The organism is Nakamurella sp. UYEF19, from assembly GCF_040546275.1.
GTDB lineage: Bacteria > Actinomycetota > Actinomycetes > Mycobacteriales > Nakamurellaceae > Nakamurella.
In genome coordinates this window covers 96,466-113,687 of record NZ_JBEPNO010000003.1, presented here as the reverse complement: position 1 = coordinate 113,687, position 17,222 = coordinate 96,466, and the positions used below count along the sequence as shown (strand labels likewise).

12 protein-coding genes are annotated in these 17,222 nt (G+C 67.9%); 9 read left to right on the top strand and 3 right to left on the bottom strand.

Annotated elements, in window-relative coordinates:
• Positions 1 to 81: 81 nt before the first annotated feature.
• From ABIB25_RS06690 to ABIB25_RS06680, 3 genes are all read left to right on the top strand, one after another.
• Positions 82 to 1,050, top strand: coding sequence for a cyanophycinase (locus ABIB25_RS06690; RefSeq protein WP_354527653.1), 969 nt, complete (start codon positions 82 to 84; stop codon positions 1,048 to 1,050).
• A 118-nt stretch (positions 1,051 to 1,168) separates the two neighbouring features.
• Complete coding sequence (gene cphA / locus ABIB25_RS06685; protein ID WP_354527652.1) at positions 1,169 to 3,949, top strand: cyanophycin synthetase; 2,781 nt, start codon at positions 1,169 to 1,171, stop codon at positions 3,947 to 3,949.
• A gap of 3 nt (positions 3,950 to 3,952) precedes the next feature.
• A complete protein-coding gene (locus ABIB25_RS06680) occupies positions 3,953 to 5,356 on the top strand; it encodes a serine hydrolase domain-containing protein (RefSeq protein WP_354527651.1) in 1,404 nt (467 codons plus the stop codon).
• Between the two features lie 28 nt (positions 5,357 to 5,384).
• Here the strand turns inward: ABIB25_RS06680 and ABIB25_RS06675 are convergent, their stop codons facing one another.
• Both ABIB25_RS06675 and moeA read right to left on the bottom strand, forming a co-directional pair.
• Positions 5,385 to 5,642, bottom strand: a complete 258-nt coding sequence (locus tag ABIB25_RS06675; RefSeq protein WP_354527650.1) for a DUF6457 domain-containing protein — start codon at positions 5,640 to 5,642, stop codon at positions 5,385 to 5,387.
• Between the two features lie 20 nt (positions 5,643 to 5,662).
• A complete protein-coding gene (gene moeA / locus ABIB25_RS06670) occupies positions 5,663 to 6,847 on the bottom strand; it encodes a molybdopterin molybdotransferase MoeA (protein WP_354527649.1) in 1,185 nt (394 codons plus the stop codon).
• 363 nt (positions 6,848 to 7,210) lie between these two features.
• On the opposite strand from moeA, the gene ABIB25_RS06665 reads away from it, so the two are divergent.
• Positions 7,211 to 8,356 carry a glycoside hydrolase family 16 protein gene (locus tag ABIB25_RS06665; protein WP_354527648.1) on the top strand — a complete coding sequence of 382 codons (1,146 nt, stop codon included), beginning with the start codon at positions 7,211 to 7,213 and terminating at the stop codon, positions 8,354 to 8,356.
• Between the two features lie 64 nt (positions 8,357 to 8,420).
• On the opposite strand, the gene ABIB25_RS06660 is transcribed toward ABIB25_RS06665, so the two are convergent.
• Positions 8,421 to 9,524 carry a glycoside hydrolase family 16 protein gene (locus ABIB25_RS06660; RefSeq protein WP_354527647.1) on the bottom strand — a complete coding sequence of 368 codons (1,104 nt, stop codon included), beginning with the start codon at positions 9,522 to 9,524 and terminating at the stop codon, positions 8,421 to 8,423.
• Positions 9,525 to 10,359: 835 nt separating this feature from the next.
• Between ABIB25_RS06660 and ABIB25_RS06655 the strand changes: the two genes are divergently transcribed.
• From ABIB25_RS06655 to ABIB25_RS06635, 5 genes are read left to right on the top strand one after another with little or no spacing between them, the layout of a single operon-like run.
• Positions 10,360 to 11,190, top strand: a complete 831-nt coding sequence (locus ABIB25_RS06655) for a glycosyltransferase family 2 protein (protein ID WP_354527646.1) — start codon at positions 10,360 to 10,362, stop codon at positions 11,188 to 11,190.
• Positions 11,187 to 13,583, top strand: coding sequence for a glycosyltransferase (locus ABIB25_RS06650; RefSeq protein ID WP_354527645.1), 2,397 nt, complete (start codon positions 11,187 to 11,189; stop codon positions 13,581 to 13,583). Before ABIB25_RS06655 ends, ABIB25_RS06650 begins: the two co-directional genes overlap by 4 nt.
• Positions 13,580 to 14,764, top strand: a complete 1,185-nt coding sequence (locus ABIB25_RS06645) for a glycosyltransferase family 4 protein (RefSeq protein WP_354527644.1) — start codon at positions 13,580 to 13,582, stop codon at positions 14,762 to 14,764. The genes ABIB25_RS06650 and ABIB25_RS06645 overlap by 4 nt, the downstream gene beginning before the upstream one ends.
• Positions 14,761 to 16,917, top strand: a complete 2,157-nt coding sequence (locus ABIB25_RS06640) for a hypothetical protein (RefSeq protein WP_354527643.1) — start codon at positions 14,761 to 14,763, stop codon at positions 16,915 to 16,917. The genes ABIB25_RS06645 and ABIB25_RS06640 overlap by 4 nt, the downstream gene beginning before the upstream one ends.
• The gene (locus tag ABIB25_RS06635) at positions 16,914 to 17,219 is read left to right on the top strand and encodes a hypothetical protein (protein WP_354527642.1); all 306 of its coding nucleotides are present in this window, start codon (positions 16,914 to 16,916) and stop codon (positions 17,217 to 17,219) included. The genes ABIB25_RS06640 and ABIB25_RS06635 overlap by 4 nt, the downstream gene beginning before the upstream one ends.
• The last annotated feature ends 3 nt before the right edge of the window (positions 17,220 to 17,222 follow it).

The following is a 17,222-nucleotide window of genomic DNA, read 5'->3' as shown; positions in this document are numbered from 1 at the left end:
CACCTTGGCCGATCCGGACCCGGATCGCAGGAAAACCCAGGATTGCAATGCGCAGGCCGTCGGGCGATAGCGTGGTCTTCCATGACGCAGGTACGAGACATCCGGTCGGAATCTGGGCCGGGCATCGTCATGCCGATCGGCGGTGCCGAGGACAAGATCGGCCGGATGACGATCCTGCGCGAGGTGATCCGTCTGGCCGGTGGCCCGGCGGCCCGGATCGTGGTGATCTCGACGGCCTCCTCGCTCGGTGACGAGATCACCCACGCCTACCTCCAGCTCTTCGCCGGGCTCGGCGTCGAAGATGTCGTCGGGATCCGTCCGGAGAGTCGGCAGCAGGCGCAGGAGGAATCCCTGGTGGCAGCGATCGACCGCTGCACTGCCGTCTTCATGACTGGCGGCAACCAGACGAAACTGGCGACCGTCGTGGTGGGCACGGCGGTGGGCGATGCGATCCGGGCCGCCCACCTCCGTGGCGCCGTGGTCGCCGGCACGTCGGCCGGCGCGAGCATCTGCTCCGAGCACATGGTCTCGTTCGGCAGTGGCGGCTCGACGCCGAAGTTCCGGGTGGGTCAGGTCTCGCAGGGGCTGGGGCTGCTGGCCGGCGTGATCGTCGATCAGCACTTCACCCAGCGGAACCGCTTCGGCCGGCTCCTCGCACTGGTGGCCGCCAACCCTGGCCAGCTCGGGGTCGGCGTCGACGAGGACACGGCCGCGATCATCTCGGCCGACGGCCAGCTGGAGGTCAAGGGCCGTGGTGTCGTCACCGTCATCGACGGGGCGGAGGTGATCACCACCGCCTACACCGCCACCGGTACCCAGCCGCTGATGATGTCGGGGCTGAAACTGCACACCCTGCCGCGCGGATCGGTCTTCGATCTCGTTGGCCGCCAGCTGATCTCGGCCCCCGGCCTGACGCCGGAAGAAGGGCGTCCCGTGGTGGCCACGCTCTCCGACGTCCCCAGTGACAGTCGTCCGCGCAGCCGCCGTATCGCCGCCGAGGGCGCCCACACCACCACGGCCGAGCTCCGCCGCCGACCCGCGTCCTCCTGAACGCCCGCCGGCATCGGTTCCATCGGCGCCAGCCGGGTGCGGCCTTCTGTCTGCAGGGGCGGTACGCAATGATCAGAGAGACAGCTGCCGCACCCGGACGTACCGCGAAAGGCCCACGATGACCTCCTCCGAGTCAACTGATCAGCAGCCGTCGACCGATGCCCAGCGAGCCGTCACCATCAAGGAACTCCGGGTGTACCGGGGGCCGAACTACTACTCCTACGAGCCGTCGATCCACATGGTGGTCGACATCGGGGCGCTGGAGGACTCGCCGACCGACCTGCTCCCCGGGTTCACCGAGCAACTGATGGCGCTGCTGCCGGGTCTCCACGACCACCAGTGCTCGCGCGGCCACGACGGTGGCTTCGTCGAACGGCTGGTCGAGGGAACGTGGACGGGGCACGTCAGCGAGCACGTCGCGCTGGAGCTGCAGCGGACCGCCGGGCACGAGATCACCCGAGGCAAGACCAGATCGACGGGCGAACGGGGTGTCTACAACGTCATCTACGGATACCTGGACGAGACCGTCGCAACCCTGGCCGGCCGGCTGGCCGTCAAGCTGGTCAACCATCTGATCACCCTCGTCGACGATCTCGAGCAGACTCCGGGTCGCTCGACCATCGACACGGATTTCGAATTCAAAGCCGAGCACGAGGCGTTCCTGCGGACCAGTCAGCGGGTGGCCTTCGGGCCGTCGACCCAGGCCATCCTGGAGGAGGCCATCTCCCGCGACATCCCTTGGCAGCGGCTGAACTCCGGTTCGCTGGTGCAGCTCGGTCATGGCGTCCTGCAGCAGCGGATCAGAGCCACGATGACCTCGATGACGGGCTCCCTGGCCGTCGACATCGCCTCGGACAAGGAGCTGACCAACCGCCTGCTCGCGGCGGCCGGCCTCCCCGTTCCCACGTCGGAGGTGGTCCGCAACGACGACGACGCCGTGCGGATGGCACGTCGGATCGGTTACCCGGTGGTGCTGAAACCCCTGGACGGGAATCACGGCCGCGGCGTGGCCATCAACCTGAATTCCGAGGAGGAGGTCAGGGCGGCGTTCGTCGAGGCGTACGACCAGTCACGCCAGGGCTACGTCCTGGTCGAGTCGTTCATCACCGGCAAGGACTACCGGGTGCTCGTCATCGGCGGCAACATGGTCGCCATCGCCGAACGGGTTCCGGCCCAAGTGATCGGCGACGGCAGCAGTTCCGTGACCCAGCTGGTCGAGATCACCAACTCAGATCCGAGGCGCGGGGTCGGGCACGAGAAGGTGTTGACCCGCATCGAGGTCAACACCGCGGCGGTGGAACTGGTGCGGGCCCAGGGTTTCGAGATGGACGACGTCCCGCCCGCTGGGGAGATGGTCAAGCTGGCGCTGACCGGGAACATGTCCACCGGCGGCATCTCGATCGACCGGACCTTCGAGGCGCACCCGGACAACATCGACATCGCAGAGGAGGCAGCGCGTGTCGTCGGACTGGACATCGCCGGGATCGACTTCCTCTGCCCCGACATCACCCAGCCGGTCCGCGAGACCGGCGGCGCGATCTGCGAGGTGAACGCAGCGCCCGGCTTCCGCATGCACACCCATCCGACAATCGGTGAACCGCAGTTCGTGGCAAAGCCCGTGGTGGATCTGATGTTTCCGCCCGGGACCGCCTCCCGCATCCCGATCGTCGCCGTCACCGGGACGAATGGCAAGACCACCACCAGCCGGATGATCGCGCACATCTTCAAGGGCATCGGCCGCAAGGTGGGCATGACCTCCACCGACGGCGTCGTCATCGACGACCGGCTGGTGATCCGGTCCGACGCCTCCGGTCCGCGGTCGGCCAGGATGGTGCTGCAGAACCCGCGGGTCGACTTCGCCGTCTTCGAGGTCGCGCGCGGCGGGATCCTACGAGAAGGTCTGGGCTACACCAGGAACGACGTAGCCGTGGTGCTGAACGTGGCCCCCGACCACCTCGGGCTCCGAGGCATCAATTCGGTCGAGCAACTGGCGAAGGTGAAGCAGGTGATCGTCGAGGCGGTCCCGAAGAACGGCGCCGCGGTGCTGAACGCCGACGACGAACTGGTCGCGGCGATGCGCCGGGCCTGCTCGGGTGAGATCGTCTGGTTCTCGATCAAGCCCCACAACCGGATGATCGCCGATCACTGCCGCCGCGGTGGGAAGGCCATCATCCTGGAGAAGGGGGAGCTCGGCGATCAGCTGGTCCTGGTCCACGGTCGCCGTCGGATGCCTCTGGCCTACACGCATCTGCTGCCGGTCACCTTCGGCGGCAAGGCCATGTTCAACGTGCAGAACGCGATGGCGGCTGCGGCCGCCGCCTATTGCGCCGGTGCGCACCTGCACGACATCCGTGCTGGACTGCGGTCTTTCACCTCGTCGTTCTACCAGGCACCGGGCCGGATGAACCTGACCGAGGTCCGCGGGGTCAAGGTGATCGTCGACTACTGCCACAATGCGCCGGCGATGATCGCCCTCGGCGACTTCGTCGACCGCTTCTTCGAGGACACCACCGGCATCGAGAAGCCCCAGCGCATCGGCGTCGTCGCCACCGCGGGCGATCGTCGCGACCAGGACATGGTCGATCTCGGTTACCAGGCGGGCAAGCACTTCGATCGGATCATCGTGCGCGAGGACGAACGGCTCCGCGGCCGCAAACCCGGTGAGACGGCCGCCCTGATCGTCGAGGGCGTCCACCGCGCCCAGGCCGAGGGTGCCAGGGTGAAGGAGGTCGAGGTCGTATTGGACGAGATCGACGCCACCGCCGCCAGCATCGAGCGGGCCAACCCCGGCGATCTGGTCGTCCTCTGCGTCGATCGCGCCCGTGCCGTCTGGGACCAGCTCCAGACGATCGGCAACGTGGCCCAGGCCGGTGCTGCCGACGAGTTCATGCAGGATTGACTGATGTCCGACGACGATTTCATACCTCTTCCCGACGCCGACTCGATCGGTGAGGCGCTGGGACACTTCGACCGCTACCTACAGTTCCGGCAGCGTGACGAACGGATCCCCGGGGTACAGGCCGCGGTGTACGCGGCCGGCTCGGTCCGTTTGTCGACCGCCCACGGGCTGGCCGACATCGAGTCCGGTGTGCCGCTGGAACCCCGGCACCTGTTCCGGATCGCCTCGCACTCCAAGACGTTCACCGCGACCGCCGTCCTGCAACTGGTCGAGTCGGGCGAGCTGCGGCTGGACGACACGGCCGGTCGGTGGGTCGACTACCTTGCCGGCACCGAGGTCGGGGCGGTCACCGTCCGCGAACTGCTGTCGCATGCCTCCGGTCTGTTCCGGGACAGCCGGGACGGGGACTTCTGGCAGCTGAGCCGTCCGTTTCCCGACCGGGCGACCTTGCGGGAGCTGCTTCTTGATCCCGCGGCGTCGGTGCTGGGCCGCAACGACCGCTTCAAGTACTCCAACATCGGCTACTCGCTCCTCGGTCTGATCATCGAGCAGGTCACCGGTGTGTCGTTCGCCGAGCGGGTCAGGTCGGCGATCATCGACCGGCTGGGACTGGCCGACCTCGGACCGGAGCTCGACGCCGCCCGTGCCGCCGATTACGCGACCGGCTACAGTTCGCTGGCCTACGCGGATCGACGGGTCCCGATCGAGCACATCGATACGAAAGCCATGGCCTCCGCCACCGGTTTCTACTCCACCGCCAGCGATCTCGTGCAATACTTCGCGGCGCACTTCTTCGGTGACGAACGCCTGCTGACCGATTCAGCGAAGCGGGAGATGCAGCACCCGTGGTGGAGCGTGCGGTCCGGGGACCGGCAGTACGGTCTCGGCCTGTCCGTCGCCACCGTCGGCGAGCGGCAGCTGATCGGGCACGGCGGGGGATACCCGGGTCACATCACCAATTCGGTCGCCGACACCGGGGCCGGGTTGGCGATCTCGGTGCTGACCAATGCCATCGACGGCCCGGCCGAGTCCTTGGCCCACGCGGGCGTCAAACTTCTCGATCTCGCGGGCAGCAAGCCGCGGCCGACCGACGGGCTCGACCGCACGCGCTACTGCGGTCGGTTCGCGAGTCTCTGGGGCGCGCTCGACATCGCCGTGCTCGGCGGCCGCCTCTACCGACTGCACCTTCCCGGCGCCGATCCGGTCGAGGACGCCGCAGAGCTCGAGGTGGTCGACGGGTCCACGTTGCGGATCCAGGGCGGATCGGGGTACGGCTCCTACGGCGAACTGCTCAGCTTCACCTATTCCGGGGACGGGTCGATCTCCTCGGTCCGCGGCGAGAGTGGTTCGACATTGCTCCCGTTCGAGGGCTTCTCGCTCCCGGACCGGGTGGTCGTCGGCGGCTGACACCGAAGGCACGGGAAGCCGGCTCTGGTCAGGATTCGGGCTGATCGACCGGTGTCCGGGCCGCGACGAGGTCCTTCAAGGTGCTGACGGCCGTCGAGGGCGCCATCCCGTTGGCGATCGCCAGGCCGACCAGATAGCAGGTCAATGGAGCCGCGACCCTGGCCACGCCGTGGGCGACGTCCCTCGTCAGGTCGAGCAGATCGTCCCGCAGATCGACCGGCAGGGGAGCCGGCGGCAGGGAAAGTGCTCTGGAAGCATCGGCGATCCAATCATCCAAGGTGCTCATGTCCGAAACGGTACCGAACCTCAGCCCAGCAGCCAGACCTCGACGAGGGCCCCGGTGTCCAGGCTGGTGACGGCCGCCTCCACCACGATCATCGCGTCGGCGCCGGCCAACCACGACAGCAGATGCGAGCCGGGGCCGCCCCACGGCGCGACGGTGCCGGCCTCGGGGTCGAGAACGCCACGACGGAACTGGCGCTTGCCGGCCGGGGACTCGATCGGCGCTGCCAGCGGTAGGCGCAGGGCCGGCCGGGTCAGCTGGCGGTAGCCCATCGCGGCCCTGATCGCCGGACGCAGGAAGACCTCGAAGGACACGTACGAGCTGACCGGATTGCCCGGCAGCGTCACCATCGGGACGTTCTCGAAATGGCCTGCACCCTGGGGCATCCCGGGCTGCATGGCCACCTTGGCGAACTCGACGCCCTGGCCGGTGAGGGCGTCCTTGACCACCTCGTATGCCCCGGCGGAGACCCCGCCGGAAGTAACGACCAGGTCGATCCCCCCGACCTGCGCCCGCAGTGCGGCGCGGAAGGCGTCCACGTCGTCGGCGACGAAGTGGGCGATCGTCGCGTGGCCGCCGGCCGCGGTGATGGCCGCGGCCAGCATCGCAGAGTTCGACTCGTAGATCTGTCCGGGTCCCAACGGCAGTCCGGGCGCCACGAGTTCGGTCCCGGTGGAGAGCACCAGCACCTCCACCGGCCGGCGCACCGGCAGTTCGGCGAATCCCAGGGCCGCGGCGACGCCGATCTGCGGTCCGGCGATCACCGTCCCGGCCTTCAGCACCACCGACCCGGCGGTGACGTCCTCGCCGGCGGTCCGTACGTGCACCCCGGCCGGCGGGGCGCCGTCGATCCGGACCTGCTCGGTTCCGCCGTCGGTGCGCTCGACCTGGATGACGGTGTCCGCGCCGTCCGGCATCGGCGCGCCGGTCATGATCCGCGCCGCCGTCCCCGGTTCGAGCGGCCCGGTGTCCTGGCGGCCTGCCGGGATGTCCTGCGACACCGGCAGGGTGATCGGGAACCCGGTGAGATCCGCGGCCCGCGCGGCGTAGCCGTCCATCGCCGAGTTGGCGAACGGCGGCAGGTCGATGGTGGCCACGAGATCACGGGCGAGCACGAGCCCGGCGGCCTCGGCCAGCGGGACGTTCACCACGGGACTGGGGGACAGCAGATCGGAGACGACCCTGGCATGTTCTTCGACGGAGCGCATGCCCCTATCCTGCCCCTGGTCGCGGATGCCGGCCGGACCCCCCCGGGATGCCCGAACGGATCGTCGCGACCACCCGGCCGGCGTCGGGTGTGATGGCCGCCGCAGTCAAAAGCAGTGACATCGCGCCGCACGGCAGAGTGACCGTCCCGTCCCGGCGACTGCGGTCGTGACGCAGCGGCCAACATCTGGCCGGCCGGGTCGACACCGAAGGATGGACCGTCCTCGAACGTCTGAAATCTACTTGCTACACAGCGTTAGAATCAGCTACTTCTGGTAGTCTTAGCTGTTCAGGGCATCTTCAAGGACGATTCCGGCCTGCGCATTCCCCCCAGTTCATCATTCTTGCAGCGTCTGGAGCCCTTCGTGCCGATCCTGTCCTCCCGTGCCCGTCGGGTTGCCTGCGTCGCCCTGGCTGCCGTCACCCTGGCGATGCTCGCGCTGCCCGAGACGTCGGCTGCTGCCGGTCCGGTGCGGTACGCCGCACCGAAGCTCGCCACCTCGGTGTCGGGTCTGCTGGCCACTGCCACCGCCACCATCACCGCCTCCGTACCGGTGACGGCCTCGATGGCCGGTGTCTGTGTACGCAACAGTGCCGGTGCCGTCCGCGACTTCCCGTTCCGGGCGGTCGCACTGAAGCCGGCCGGCACGGTCCTGACAGCCACCCGTCAGCTCTACCCGGGCCGGTACACCGTGTGGGCCTGCGCCAAGGTCGACGGCGGCTGGAACGACATCGGGGCCAAGCGGACCCTGGTGGTCGCCGATCCCGGTGCGACCCGCTCGTACCCGAAGCCGGTGGCCAGGCCGGGCGCGGCCTACCCGAGCGGCGTACCGATGCCGGTGGGCAACCTCCCGGGCTGGAAGCAGGTCTTCTCCGACGACTTCACCACGCCGGTCGTACTGGGCGGCTTCCCTGGCCCCTACAAGTCGAAGTGGCTGAGCTACAACGGTTTTGCCGATACCTCGGGCAACGGTCGGTACAACCAGAAGATCATCTCGATGCACAACGGCCAGATGGATCTCTACCTGCACAGCGAGAAGGGCGTTCCCCAGGGCGCCGCCCCGGTCCCACTCGTCGGCGGCAGGTGGGGCGGTCAGAAGTACGGACGGTTCACCGTCCGCTACCGCGCCGACTGGACGCCCGGCTACGGCGCCGGGTGGTTGCTCTGGCCCGACAGCGGCCACTGGAACGACGGCGAGATCGATTTCCCGGAGGGCGGCCTGTCGCAGACCCAGGAGGCGTTCAACCACTGCGTCGGCCACGCCAGGGACAACTGCCTGGTGGTCAACACCGGTGTCACCTTCGTCGACTGGCACACCGCCACCATCGAATGGAGTCCACGCGGGGTGTTCTACATCCTCGACGGGAAGACGGTGGCCTCTGACACCCGCAACATCCCGGTCAAGGCCCTGCACTGGGTGCTGCAGACCGGGACCTCGGGGAACAAGCCGGCCGCGTCGACGACGGGACATGTGCTGATCGACTGGGTCAGCATCTACACCAGGGCCTGAAATGCGCCCCTGGGCAATCGATCTGCACGAGGCCCGGGGGTCGGTACCGCCGGCCGCCTGATCGTCAGCCGGTGTAGCCGTAGATCGTCGCCCAGTCGATGAGCACGTGTCCGGCGGTGGTGGCCTTCGGCTTCCCGCCGTTGGTCGCTGTCTGCAGGACCCAGTGCAGCAGACTCTTCGGAACGGCGTTGGTATTGGTGATCATGTTGTGGCCGTCCAGGTAGAACGTCACGCTGGTTGGCTTCCATTCGATGGTCGCGGTGTGCCAGGACGAGGCGAACAGCACCGAGGAGAACAGCCAGGCGCAGTTGTCCTGGGCGTGTCCGATGCAGTGCACGAATCCGGCGATGGTGTTGTCCAGACTTCCTTCGGGGAAGTCGATCTCGCCCTCGTTCCAGTCGTTGCTGTCTGGCCAGAGCACCCAGCCGGTACCGAAGTAGCCCAGTGAGTCTGCCTTGAAGCGGACGCTGTAGCGACCGTAGACCTGACCCTGCCAGACCCCGGTGACGAGCGGAACCGGTGCAGCACCCAGCACCACGCCGTTCTCGGTGTGCAGGTACATGTCGAGCATGCCATCGTGCGTGGAGATGATCTTCTTGGAGAACTGGGCGTTCCCGGAAGAGTCCGGGAATCCGTCGTAGGCATCCCACTTGGGTGCGTACGGGCCGGGGAACCCGCCCACGGCGACGTTGGCGTTGAAGTCCTCGGTGAAGATCTGCTTCCAACTCGGCAGGTTCCCCACCGGCATGGCCTCGCCACTGGCGGTCGAGGACACCGAGAAGGTCGACTTCGCGCTGATGTCGTTCCACTTCCCGTTGACCTTGGCGCAGGCCCAGAAGCTGTAGGTACCCGGGTTGAGGGTCCGCGACTTCACGATCGTCGTGCCGGCAGGGAGTAGATCGACGGCCGCAGCGAAGGGGAAGTCGACGTTGCCGCCGGTCGCGTTGCGAGCGCAGATGCCGGCCATGGTCGCGTTGACCTTGGTGGTGGCCTTGATCGTCACCTGGGTGGTGACGGTCCTGGCGCTGACCGAGGCAATGACCCCGGGGCTGGAGTACGGGCCGGCCGCTGCTATCGACGGGGCGGCGACCGCCAGAGAGACGACCACGGTGCCGGTCATGACGGTCGCGAGGCGACGGGTGATCCGGTGAGACGTCCAGCTGGGCATCGCAGACCATCTTTCCTGTTCCTTGGCGGGCACTGCGGGTTGGCGGGCACTGCGGGTTGGCGGGCACTGCGGGTGGACGGGCGCTGCGGGGTGTGGCGCTGCGAAGCGAATCGATGGCGGAGCGTGACGGTGATGGAGTAGGGCTCAGTGCAGTTCCTGATGCTGCCGGGGGGACGCGAGAAATTGCACTTCGGGCGTGGAACGTGGTCCTGGAACACCCGACGCTGGGACGATTCGTTGCGCGCGTCTCGCATGTGTCGGCCGCGAGGCAGGACGGTGTCACTGCAGTCTCGACCGGTGCCGAGGATGGTAGCAGCCGTGCCTCCGACCAACTCTGTCTCGCGGATCACGCCACCACCGGATATTCGCCGTTGCGGTACCGAACTCCAAAGTGCCGTCCAATGATGACCAACAAATAAAATCTTGGTGAAGATTGGTCGGTAGGGCCGATCGCCGGCGCGTGATGTCGGCCACCCGATACTCGGGCCCGCCTCAGTCGGGGCAGAGCCGTTGGGGCACCAGACCCGAACGCATCAGTTCGAGTGATCACTCGAATGGACGCAACCCCGATGCCGACCCCGATTGATCGATGACGGTGGGTCCGGGTTCCTGGGATTGCCGCAGGCCGTTCACTCGCTGGTGAGAACACAAGTCTCCTTCGTGTGAACATCTTCACGGCGATTGTGACCGTCCGTGCCCAGGGCGGTATGGTTCCGCTGTCGACGACGGAGTTGGCACCATCGCAGCCAAACTAATTCCGGCAGTCGTCCGGTAGTCGTGGATCGTAAAATTCACGGCTTCCTTCCGGATGCTCCGGAAGAAAGCACGGTCTTGAATGCCTCCGTACCGCTCGAACCGCCGACCGACCGTTTCCGTCGTAGTCCCCGCCCGTAATGAAGAGAAGAATATTCCCTTCGTCCTGGACGGCCTGCCGGAGGGAATCGACGAGGTGATCCTCGTCGATGGTAATTCGAAGGACGGGACCATCGAAGCCGCCCGTCGCGCTCGCCCCGACATCGTCGTACTCCAGCAGAGCCGCAAGGGCAAGGGCAATGCGCTGGCCGCCGGCTTCGCCGCGGCCACCGGCGACTACATCGTGATGATCGACGCGGACGGGTCCATGGACCCGGGCGAGATCCCGGCGTTCGTCAAGGCTCTCGACGATGGCGCGCACTACGCCAAGGGCACCCGGTTCGCCCTCGGTGGTGGCAGCGATGACATCAGCCTGCTGCGCGATGTGGGCAACAAGTTCCTGAACGGAACGACCAACCTGCTGTTCCGTACCGGCTACTCGGACCTCTGCTACGGATACAACGCGTTCCGGCGCGAGTGCCTGCTGGCCTTCGCCCTGCCCAACCCGCACGACACCTCCGTCGATACCCACTGGGGCGACGGGTTCGAGATCGAGACCATGATCAACGTCCGGGTCGCCAAGGCCAAGAAGCTGATCCAGGAGGTTCCGAGCTTCGAGCATCCGCGTCGCTCCGGCGAGAGCAACCTGCGGACCTTCCGGGACGGCACCCGAGTGCTCATGACGATCCTGCGCGAGCGCGCGACCCGCGTGCGTCCGGCACTTCCGGGCCACGCGGGGGTGGTCGATTTCGGTGCGCGTACCCACGCACACCAGGGCTTCGACGGACGCGGGCAGCAGTCGGAGGCAGTGTGAGGACGTCGGCCAGTGTGGCCGTCGTGATGTGTGCCTACACCGAAAAGCGTTGGCACGACGTACTCGCGGCCTATAGATCCATCCTCGAGCAGTCGGTTCCCGCTGACGAGGTGGTGATCGTCGTCGATCACAACGAAGAATTGCTGGTGCGGCTGCGTGCCGAGCTGCCGCAGGCCACGATCATCGCGAACAGCAACAAGCGTGGGTTGTCCGGTGCCCGGAACACCGGCATCGCACAATCGGTCTCGGATCTGGTGCTGTTCCTGGACGACGACGCCGTGGCCGAGCCCGACTGGGCCCGCCACATGGTCGAGCCGATGCAGGACGACCTCGTCGTCGGTGTGGGCGGGTGGGCCGTCCCGGCCTGGGACGCTCCCGGCCGGCCGTCGTGGTTCCCGGATTCCTTCCTCTGGGTGGTCGGCAGCAGCTACGAGGGTCAATCGCGGGAGGTCGGCCCCATCCGCAATCCGCTGGGCTGCTCGATGGCGTTCCGACGTAGCGCCCTTGCGACGACGGACGGTTTCTCCGACGGCATCGGACGGGTCGGCACCCACCCGTTGGGCTGCGAAGAGACCGAGCTCTCGATCCGGATCGGCCGCGCGAACCCCGGCACGACGATCATGGGACAGCCGAAAGCCGTTGTCTCGCACCGGGTGACGGATGGCCGCATGACAGTCGGATACTTCGTCAGCCGGTGCTTCTGGGAGGGCGTCTCCAAGGCGGTCGTTGCCTCGCACGTCGGCGCGGGCGCAGCCCTTGCCTCGGAACGCGTCTACACGACGCGCACCCTGCCCCGGGCGTTCTTCCGCGGTCTGGGACAGGGCCTTCGTGGTGACGCCTCCGGCCCGGCCCGTTCGGCGGCTGTCGCTCTTGGGCTCGTCGTCACCTCGGCCGGCTACCTCCGTGGCCGCCGGAGCGTGCGGTCGGGCAACACGAGCGGCGTCCACACCACACCCGTCACGGCAGCCGGGGGTACCGGCACAGCACCTGCCGCGGTCGGTGCGCCCGCTCGCGACGCGATCGTCGCCGTGTCGCCGGACACCGAGCAGGTCGCACTGTCGAGTTCCGCGGTCTGGTGCACCGAGTTCGAGATCTCCAGCGGCGACACCATGCTGGAAGTCCCCGGAGGTCGCCCCTTCCAGCGCGCCCGGATCCTCGTGCGCTCGGCCGGAGAGCCCATCCAGTTCGTGGAGCTACCACTGACCGGGGGACTCGTCAGCAGCTCCGAGATCAGGGGTGCACTCTCCGAGAGATCGACCCGCAGACTCGAGTCCGCCGCGTTGCCCGACGTCCTTTCGGCCCCCGCCGTGCCCAAGGTCCCCGCAGTGCCCAAGGTCCCCGCAGTGCCCAAGGTCCCCGCCGTGCCCAAGGTCCCCGCCGTGCCCAAGGTCCCCGCCGTGCCCAAGGTCAGTGTCGTCGTCTGCACCCGCGACCGTGCCCCCGAGCTCGGCAACTGCCTGCGCCGACTGCAGAACCTGCAGTACGCCGACCTCGAGATCGTCATCGTGGACAACGCTCCCAGCTCCGACTCCGGTCGCGTGGCCTTCGACGCGCAGGTCGGCACCGACCCCCGGTTCCGCTACGTGGTGGAGCCGATGGCCGGTCTGTCCTACGCGAGGAACCGCGGTCTGGCCGAGGCGACCGGCGATATCCTCGCCTACACCGACGACGACGTCGCGGTGGATCAGCACTGGATCACCGCACTGGTCGCCGGGTTCGCCCGCCGTGCCGACGTCGGCTGCGTGACCGGTCTGGTCTGCACCGCGACACTGGAGACACCGGCCGAGCACTACTTCGACCAGCGGGTCTCCTGGGGCGACAGCTGCGAACCGCAGTTGTTCGACCTGCGCTCGCACGCCACGGATCCGCTGTATCCCTACGCCGCAGGGCTTTTCGGCACCGGCGCCTCGATGGCGTTCGATACCCGGCTGCTCCGGGACCTCGGCGGTTTCGACGTTGCGCTCGGCGCCGGCACCAGAGCAAAAGGTGGAGAAGATCTGGACATGTTCGTCCGGGTACTCCTGGAGGACCGGGCGATCGCCTACGAGCCGGCCGCCATCGTCTGGCATCACCACCGCTCCGACCTCGACGGGCTCCGTCGCCAGATCTTCGGATACGGAACAGGACTGTCGGCCTTCATCACCAAGCACCTGCTGGACAGCGACACCCGCCCGCAGCTGCTCCGCAAGATTCCACCGGGCATCGCCAAGGCGGTGACCGTCCCCCGGGGACAGCAGAGCCGACCCGCAGTCGCGAGCCCTGCGGTGGGTTCGAAGAGGGCCCTCATCGTCCGTGAGTTCGCCGGCATGGCGATGGGACCGGCGCTCTACGCGATGGGAAGGCGCAACAACCGCGTCAAGGCCGGCGCGGCGCCGAAATCCCCGGCGTCATGAGGATCCTGGTCAATCCGGGTGTGCTGGCCCCGGTCGGGGGCGTCGAACTCAACACGTTGCAGGTGACCAGGGAGCTGCACGCCCGTGGCCACCGGATCAGCGCGCTGTACAACGAGTCCGGGGCGTTGCACTCCGACTGGGAAGCGATGACGGAGGAGTTGCGGCAGGTGCCGAGCTTCGACGCCGTCAAGTCGACCCTGCTCCGTGATGTCCCGCGTCTGCTGCCCGCCGTCAGGGCGGCCGCGGCCATGAAGCCGGACGTCGTCTACCTCAACCGGTGCGAGCAGCTGATCTGGGGCGTGCTGGCCTCCCGGCTGGCCGGGGCCCGGCTGGTCGTCCACCTGCACAACCGGCCGACGATGCCCGGCATCTCGATCTTCGGCAAGCTGACCGCCGGCTTCGCCGCCGTGTCGGCCGACATCCGCCAGGAGTGGTTGCGCGCCGGGCTGCCCAGCGAGCGCGTGAGCGTCGTGCACAACGGGATCGACCAGGCCGACTACCCGGCTGCCGGACGACCCGAGATGCTCGAGGCCAGAAATGCTCTCGGTATCGACCCCGACGAGTACGTCGTCCTCTACTACGGCAGGGCGGCACCGGAGAAGGGCGTCGACGTCCTGCTGGACGCGTGGCGGCGGACGGACCAGGTCGGTGCCCGCCTGCTGCTGGTGGCCGACGGGCTGCCCGCCGACACCGGGTACGTTCGCCGGCTTCGCGCCGACCTGCCCGCTTCGGTGACCTGGCTGCCGATGCGCAAGGACGTCCTGTCGTTGCTGAATGCGGCCGACGTCGTGGTCCTGCCCGCGCAGTGGCAGGAACCCTTCGGGCGGGTGGTGATCGAGGCGATGGCCACCGGCCGACCGGTGCTGGCTTCCCGCGTCGGCGGGATTCCCGAGATCCTCACCGGGGAGTTCGAGGACATGCTGTTCGAACCAACGGATTCCGCTGCCCTGGCCGGGAAGCTGCAGTCCCTGCGGTCCTGGCGCACCGATGATCCCGCATTGGCCTCGCGCTGCACCCAGCACGTGTTGGACCACTTCTCGCTGAAATCCTCCGTCGATCAGGTGGAGAGCATCCTGCAGACGGCCGCCGATGGCGGACGTCGGCGCCGGCCGGTGGAGGATGGGCGCGCGGCACCGGCGAACCTCGAGGCGACAGCCGGAAATGGTGGAACTGCCCGATGAGCACAGAGAGCATGGAACGGTTGTCCGACGACGCAGGACCCAGTGCCCGCAGGTCCGGGAAGGTCAGGTACCGCGATCTGCGCCCTCTGGCGGCGATCACCTCTTCCCCGCCGATGACGGCTACCTACCGCCTGATCGCCGCCGCCTACCTCGTCGTGGTGCTGCTAATTGCCGTAATCGGCGAGATCTTCTCGATCGGTGACCTGCGCACGACGGGCGTCGCCCTGTTCCTGCTGACCGGATGGGGCATCGCGCCGACCCTGCTCGTCGGGTCCATGTCGGTCTCGGCGTTCGTCCTGGCCTCCGGCGCGATCAGTTTCAGCGCTACCACCGTCGTCGGCTTCGCCATGGCCCGCACCGGCATGTGGCACCCGGGCATCGCCTTGTTGTTCGCCGTCGTCAGCGCGGTCGCGATGTTGGCCTTCGCAGTGCCCGCGGACCTGAGAAGTGTTCGCTTCATGGTGATCCGGACCACCACGCCGTTTCGGACCGGTGTCCGCTGGTGGGTGCTGACCGTCCTCGGATGCGTCCTGATGGTGGTCGATTCGTTCGACCACCGCGGCCTGCCCGAGGAGGGCGGCCTGCTCGCCAGGGTCGGTCCGCTGTGGTTCGTCGGCGCTGCGGTCCTCATCGCCGCGGTCGTCCTGGCCTGGATCACCGACGCCAGCCCGGCGTTGCCCCTGCTGACCCTGATCACGGCCGTCATCGCCGCGCAGGCCATCCTCTACGGCGCTCCCGCCGTCATGTCGGCCGGCAAGCACGTCGGTGTCCTGGAGTACATCCGGGACAACGGCCTCGGCGCCGACAGCGCCGACATCTACCAGGCCTGGCCGGGACTCTTCGCCTCGGGCGCCTGGGTCACCGACGCCGCCGGTATCGCCGATCCGATGACGCTGGCCACCTGGTTCCCCGTGGCGCTGACCGTCTACACCGCCCTTGCCATCCGCAACCTGGCCGGACGCTTTCTGCAGACCGCGGCCCAGGCCTGGACGGCAGCCGCCATCGCCACCCTCGGCGCGACGGTCAACATCGTCTACTTCTCGCCGCAGTCGGTGGGCTACACGCTCTGCCTGGTCATCGCCGCGCTGCTGATCGGTGCCCGCCCCGACTCCGCCGGCCGTCTGTGGATGCGCTACGGCTTCGTGGCCGTGCTGACGTGCGTCGTCACCATCACCCACCAGATCTCGCCGTACCTGATGGTTGCCGAGCTCACCGTGCTCGTCGTCTTCCGGCTGATCAGGCCCTGGTGGATCCCGCTCGCCGTACTGGTGCCGGCGGTCGGCTGGGCACTGCTGCACAAGTCGTCGCTCGGCGGATTCGTGTCCCTGGACGCCATCGGTCAGATCTTCACCAACATCGCCCCCCCGGTGCACGGCGGGACCACCCTGCCGCAGCCTCTGGTCACCAGGCTGGCCTTCGACATCCCGGCCGCCGTCCTGGTTGTCGTCGGCATCCTGGCGATCGTGGCGGTGCTGCGCAAACGGGACCGGACCCGGTTCGCCCTGCTGCTTGCCGGTGCCAGCTCCGGCTCCCTCTTCGCCGTGACCAACTACGGGTCGGAGGGGATCTTCCGGGTCGTCCTGTTCGCCGTGCCGTGGCTGGCCATCCTCGCCGTCATGGCCTTCGAAGGTGTCCGCACCGACCGGGCCGTCATGAAGGTGGCCGTCGGGCTCGCGTTGGTCGGCTTGTTCATGGTCAACACCTTCGGCCAGACCGGTCTTGACTGGGCGCGCGTGGTCCGGCCCGACTCGACCACTGCGATCCGCGAGTTCGAGACCACCGCCAAGAAGGGTGCGGTGCTCCTCGTCGTCGGCACCGGCAATGCCACGCCCGGCCATGTCACCGCCAGGTACAACGACGTCCAGTACGCCTCGCGGGAATCGCTGAACGACTACCCGCTCGTGACGTCGGCCTACGACCCGGTGCAGGATCTCGCGCAGCTGACGACCGAACTGCAGACCCAGGTCCCGGGTGTCCAGCACTGGGCGCTGATGTCCGACTCCGTCGGAGCCTGGGACGACCGGTACGGCATGCAGACCTACGCCGACTACCTGCGTCTCGAACAGGCGATGGCGACTTCGCCGTCCTGGACCCTGGTCTCCAGCGGTGTGACCACCAAGCTCTACCGGATGACCGGGGTCGGCGGCTCGTGACCACGGCGGTCGTCCCGTCCATACTGAACATGCCGACCTTCGTCCCCGAGGGGACAGTGGCCGACGTCGACGCCGATCCGAGGCTCATCGATCGTCGTGGCGGCGGGAGGAAGAGTCAGGAATGGTTGACCAGTACCCGTCTGCCGGTGCTCGCGGGACATCCGCGGATGCTCGCCGAACGCAGCCGCCGAACGGAGAGCCGGCCGACACCTTCCGCCCGGAAGCCGTCCGGCTCCCGGGGAGCAGCGGCCCGGGACGTCATCGACGTGTCGCTCCGAGTCGTCGGGGCAGCATCGGAGTGAGCG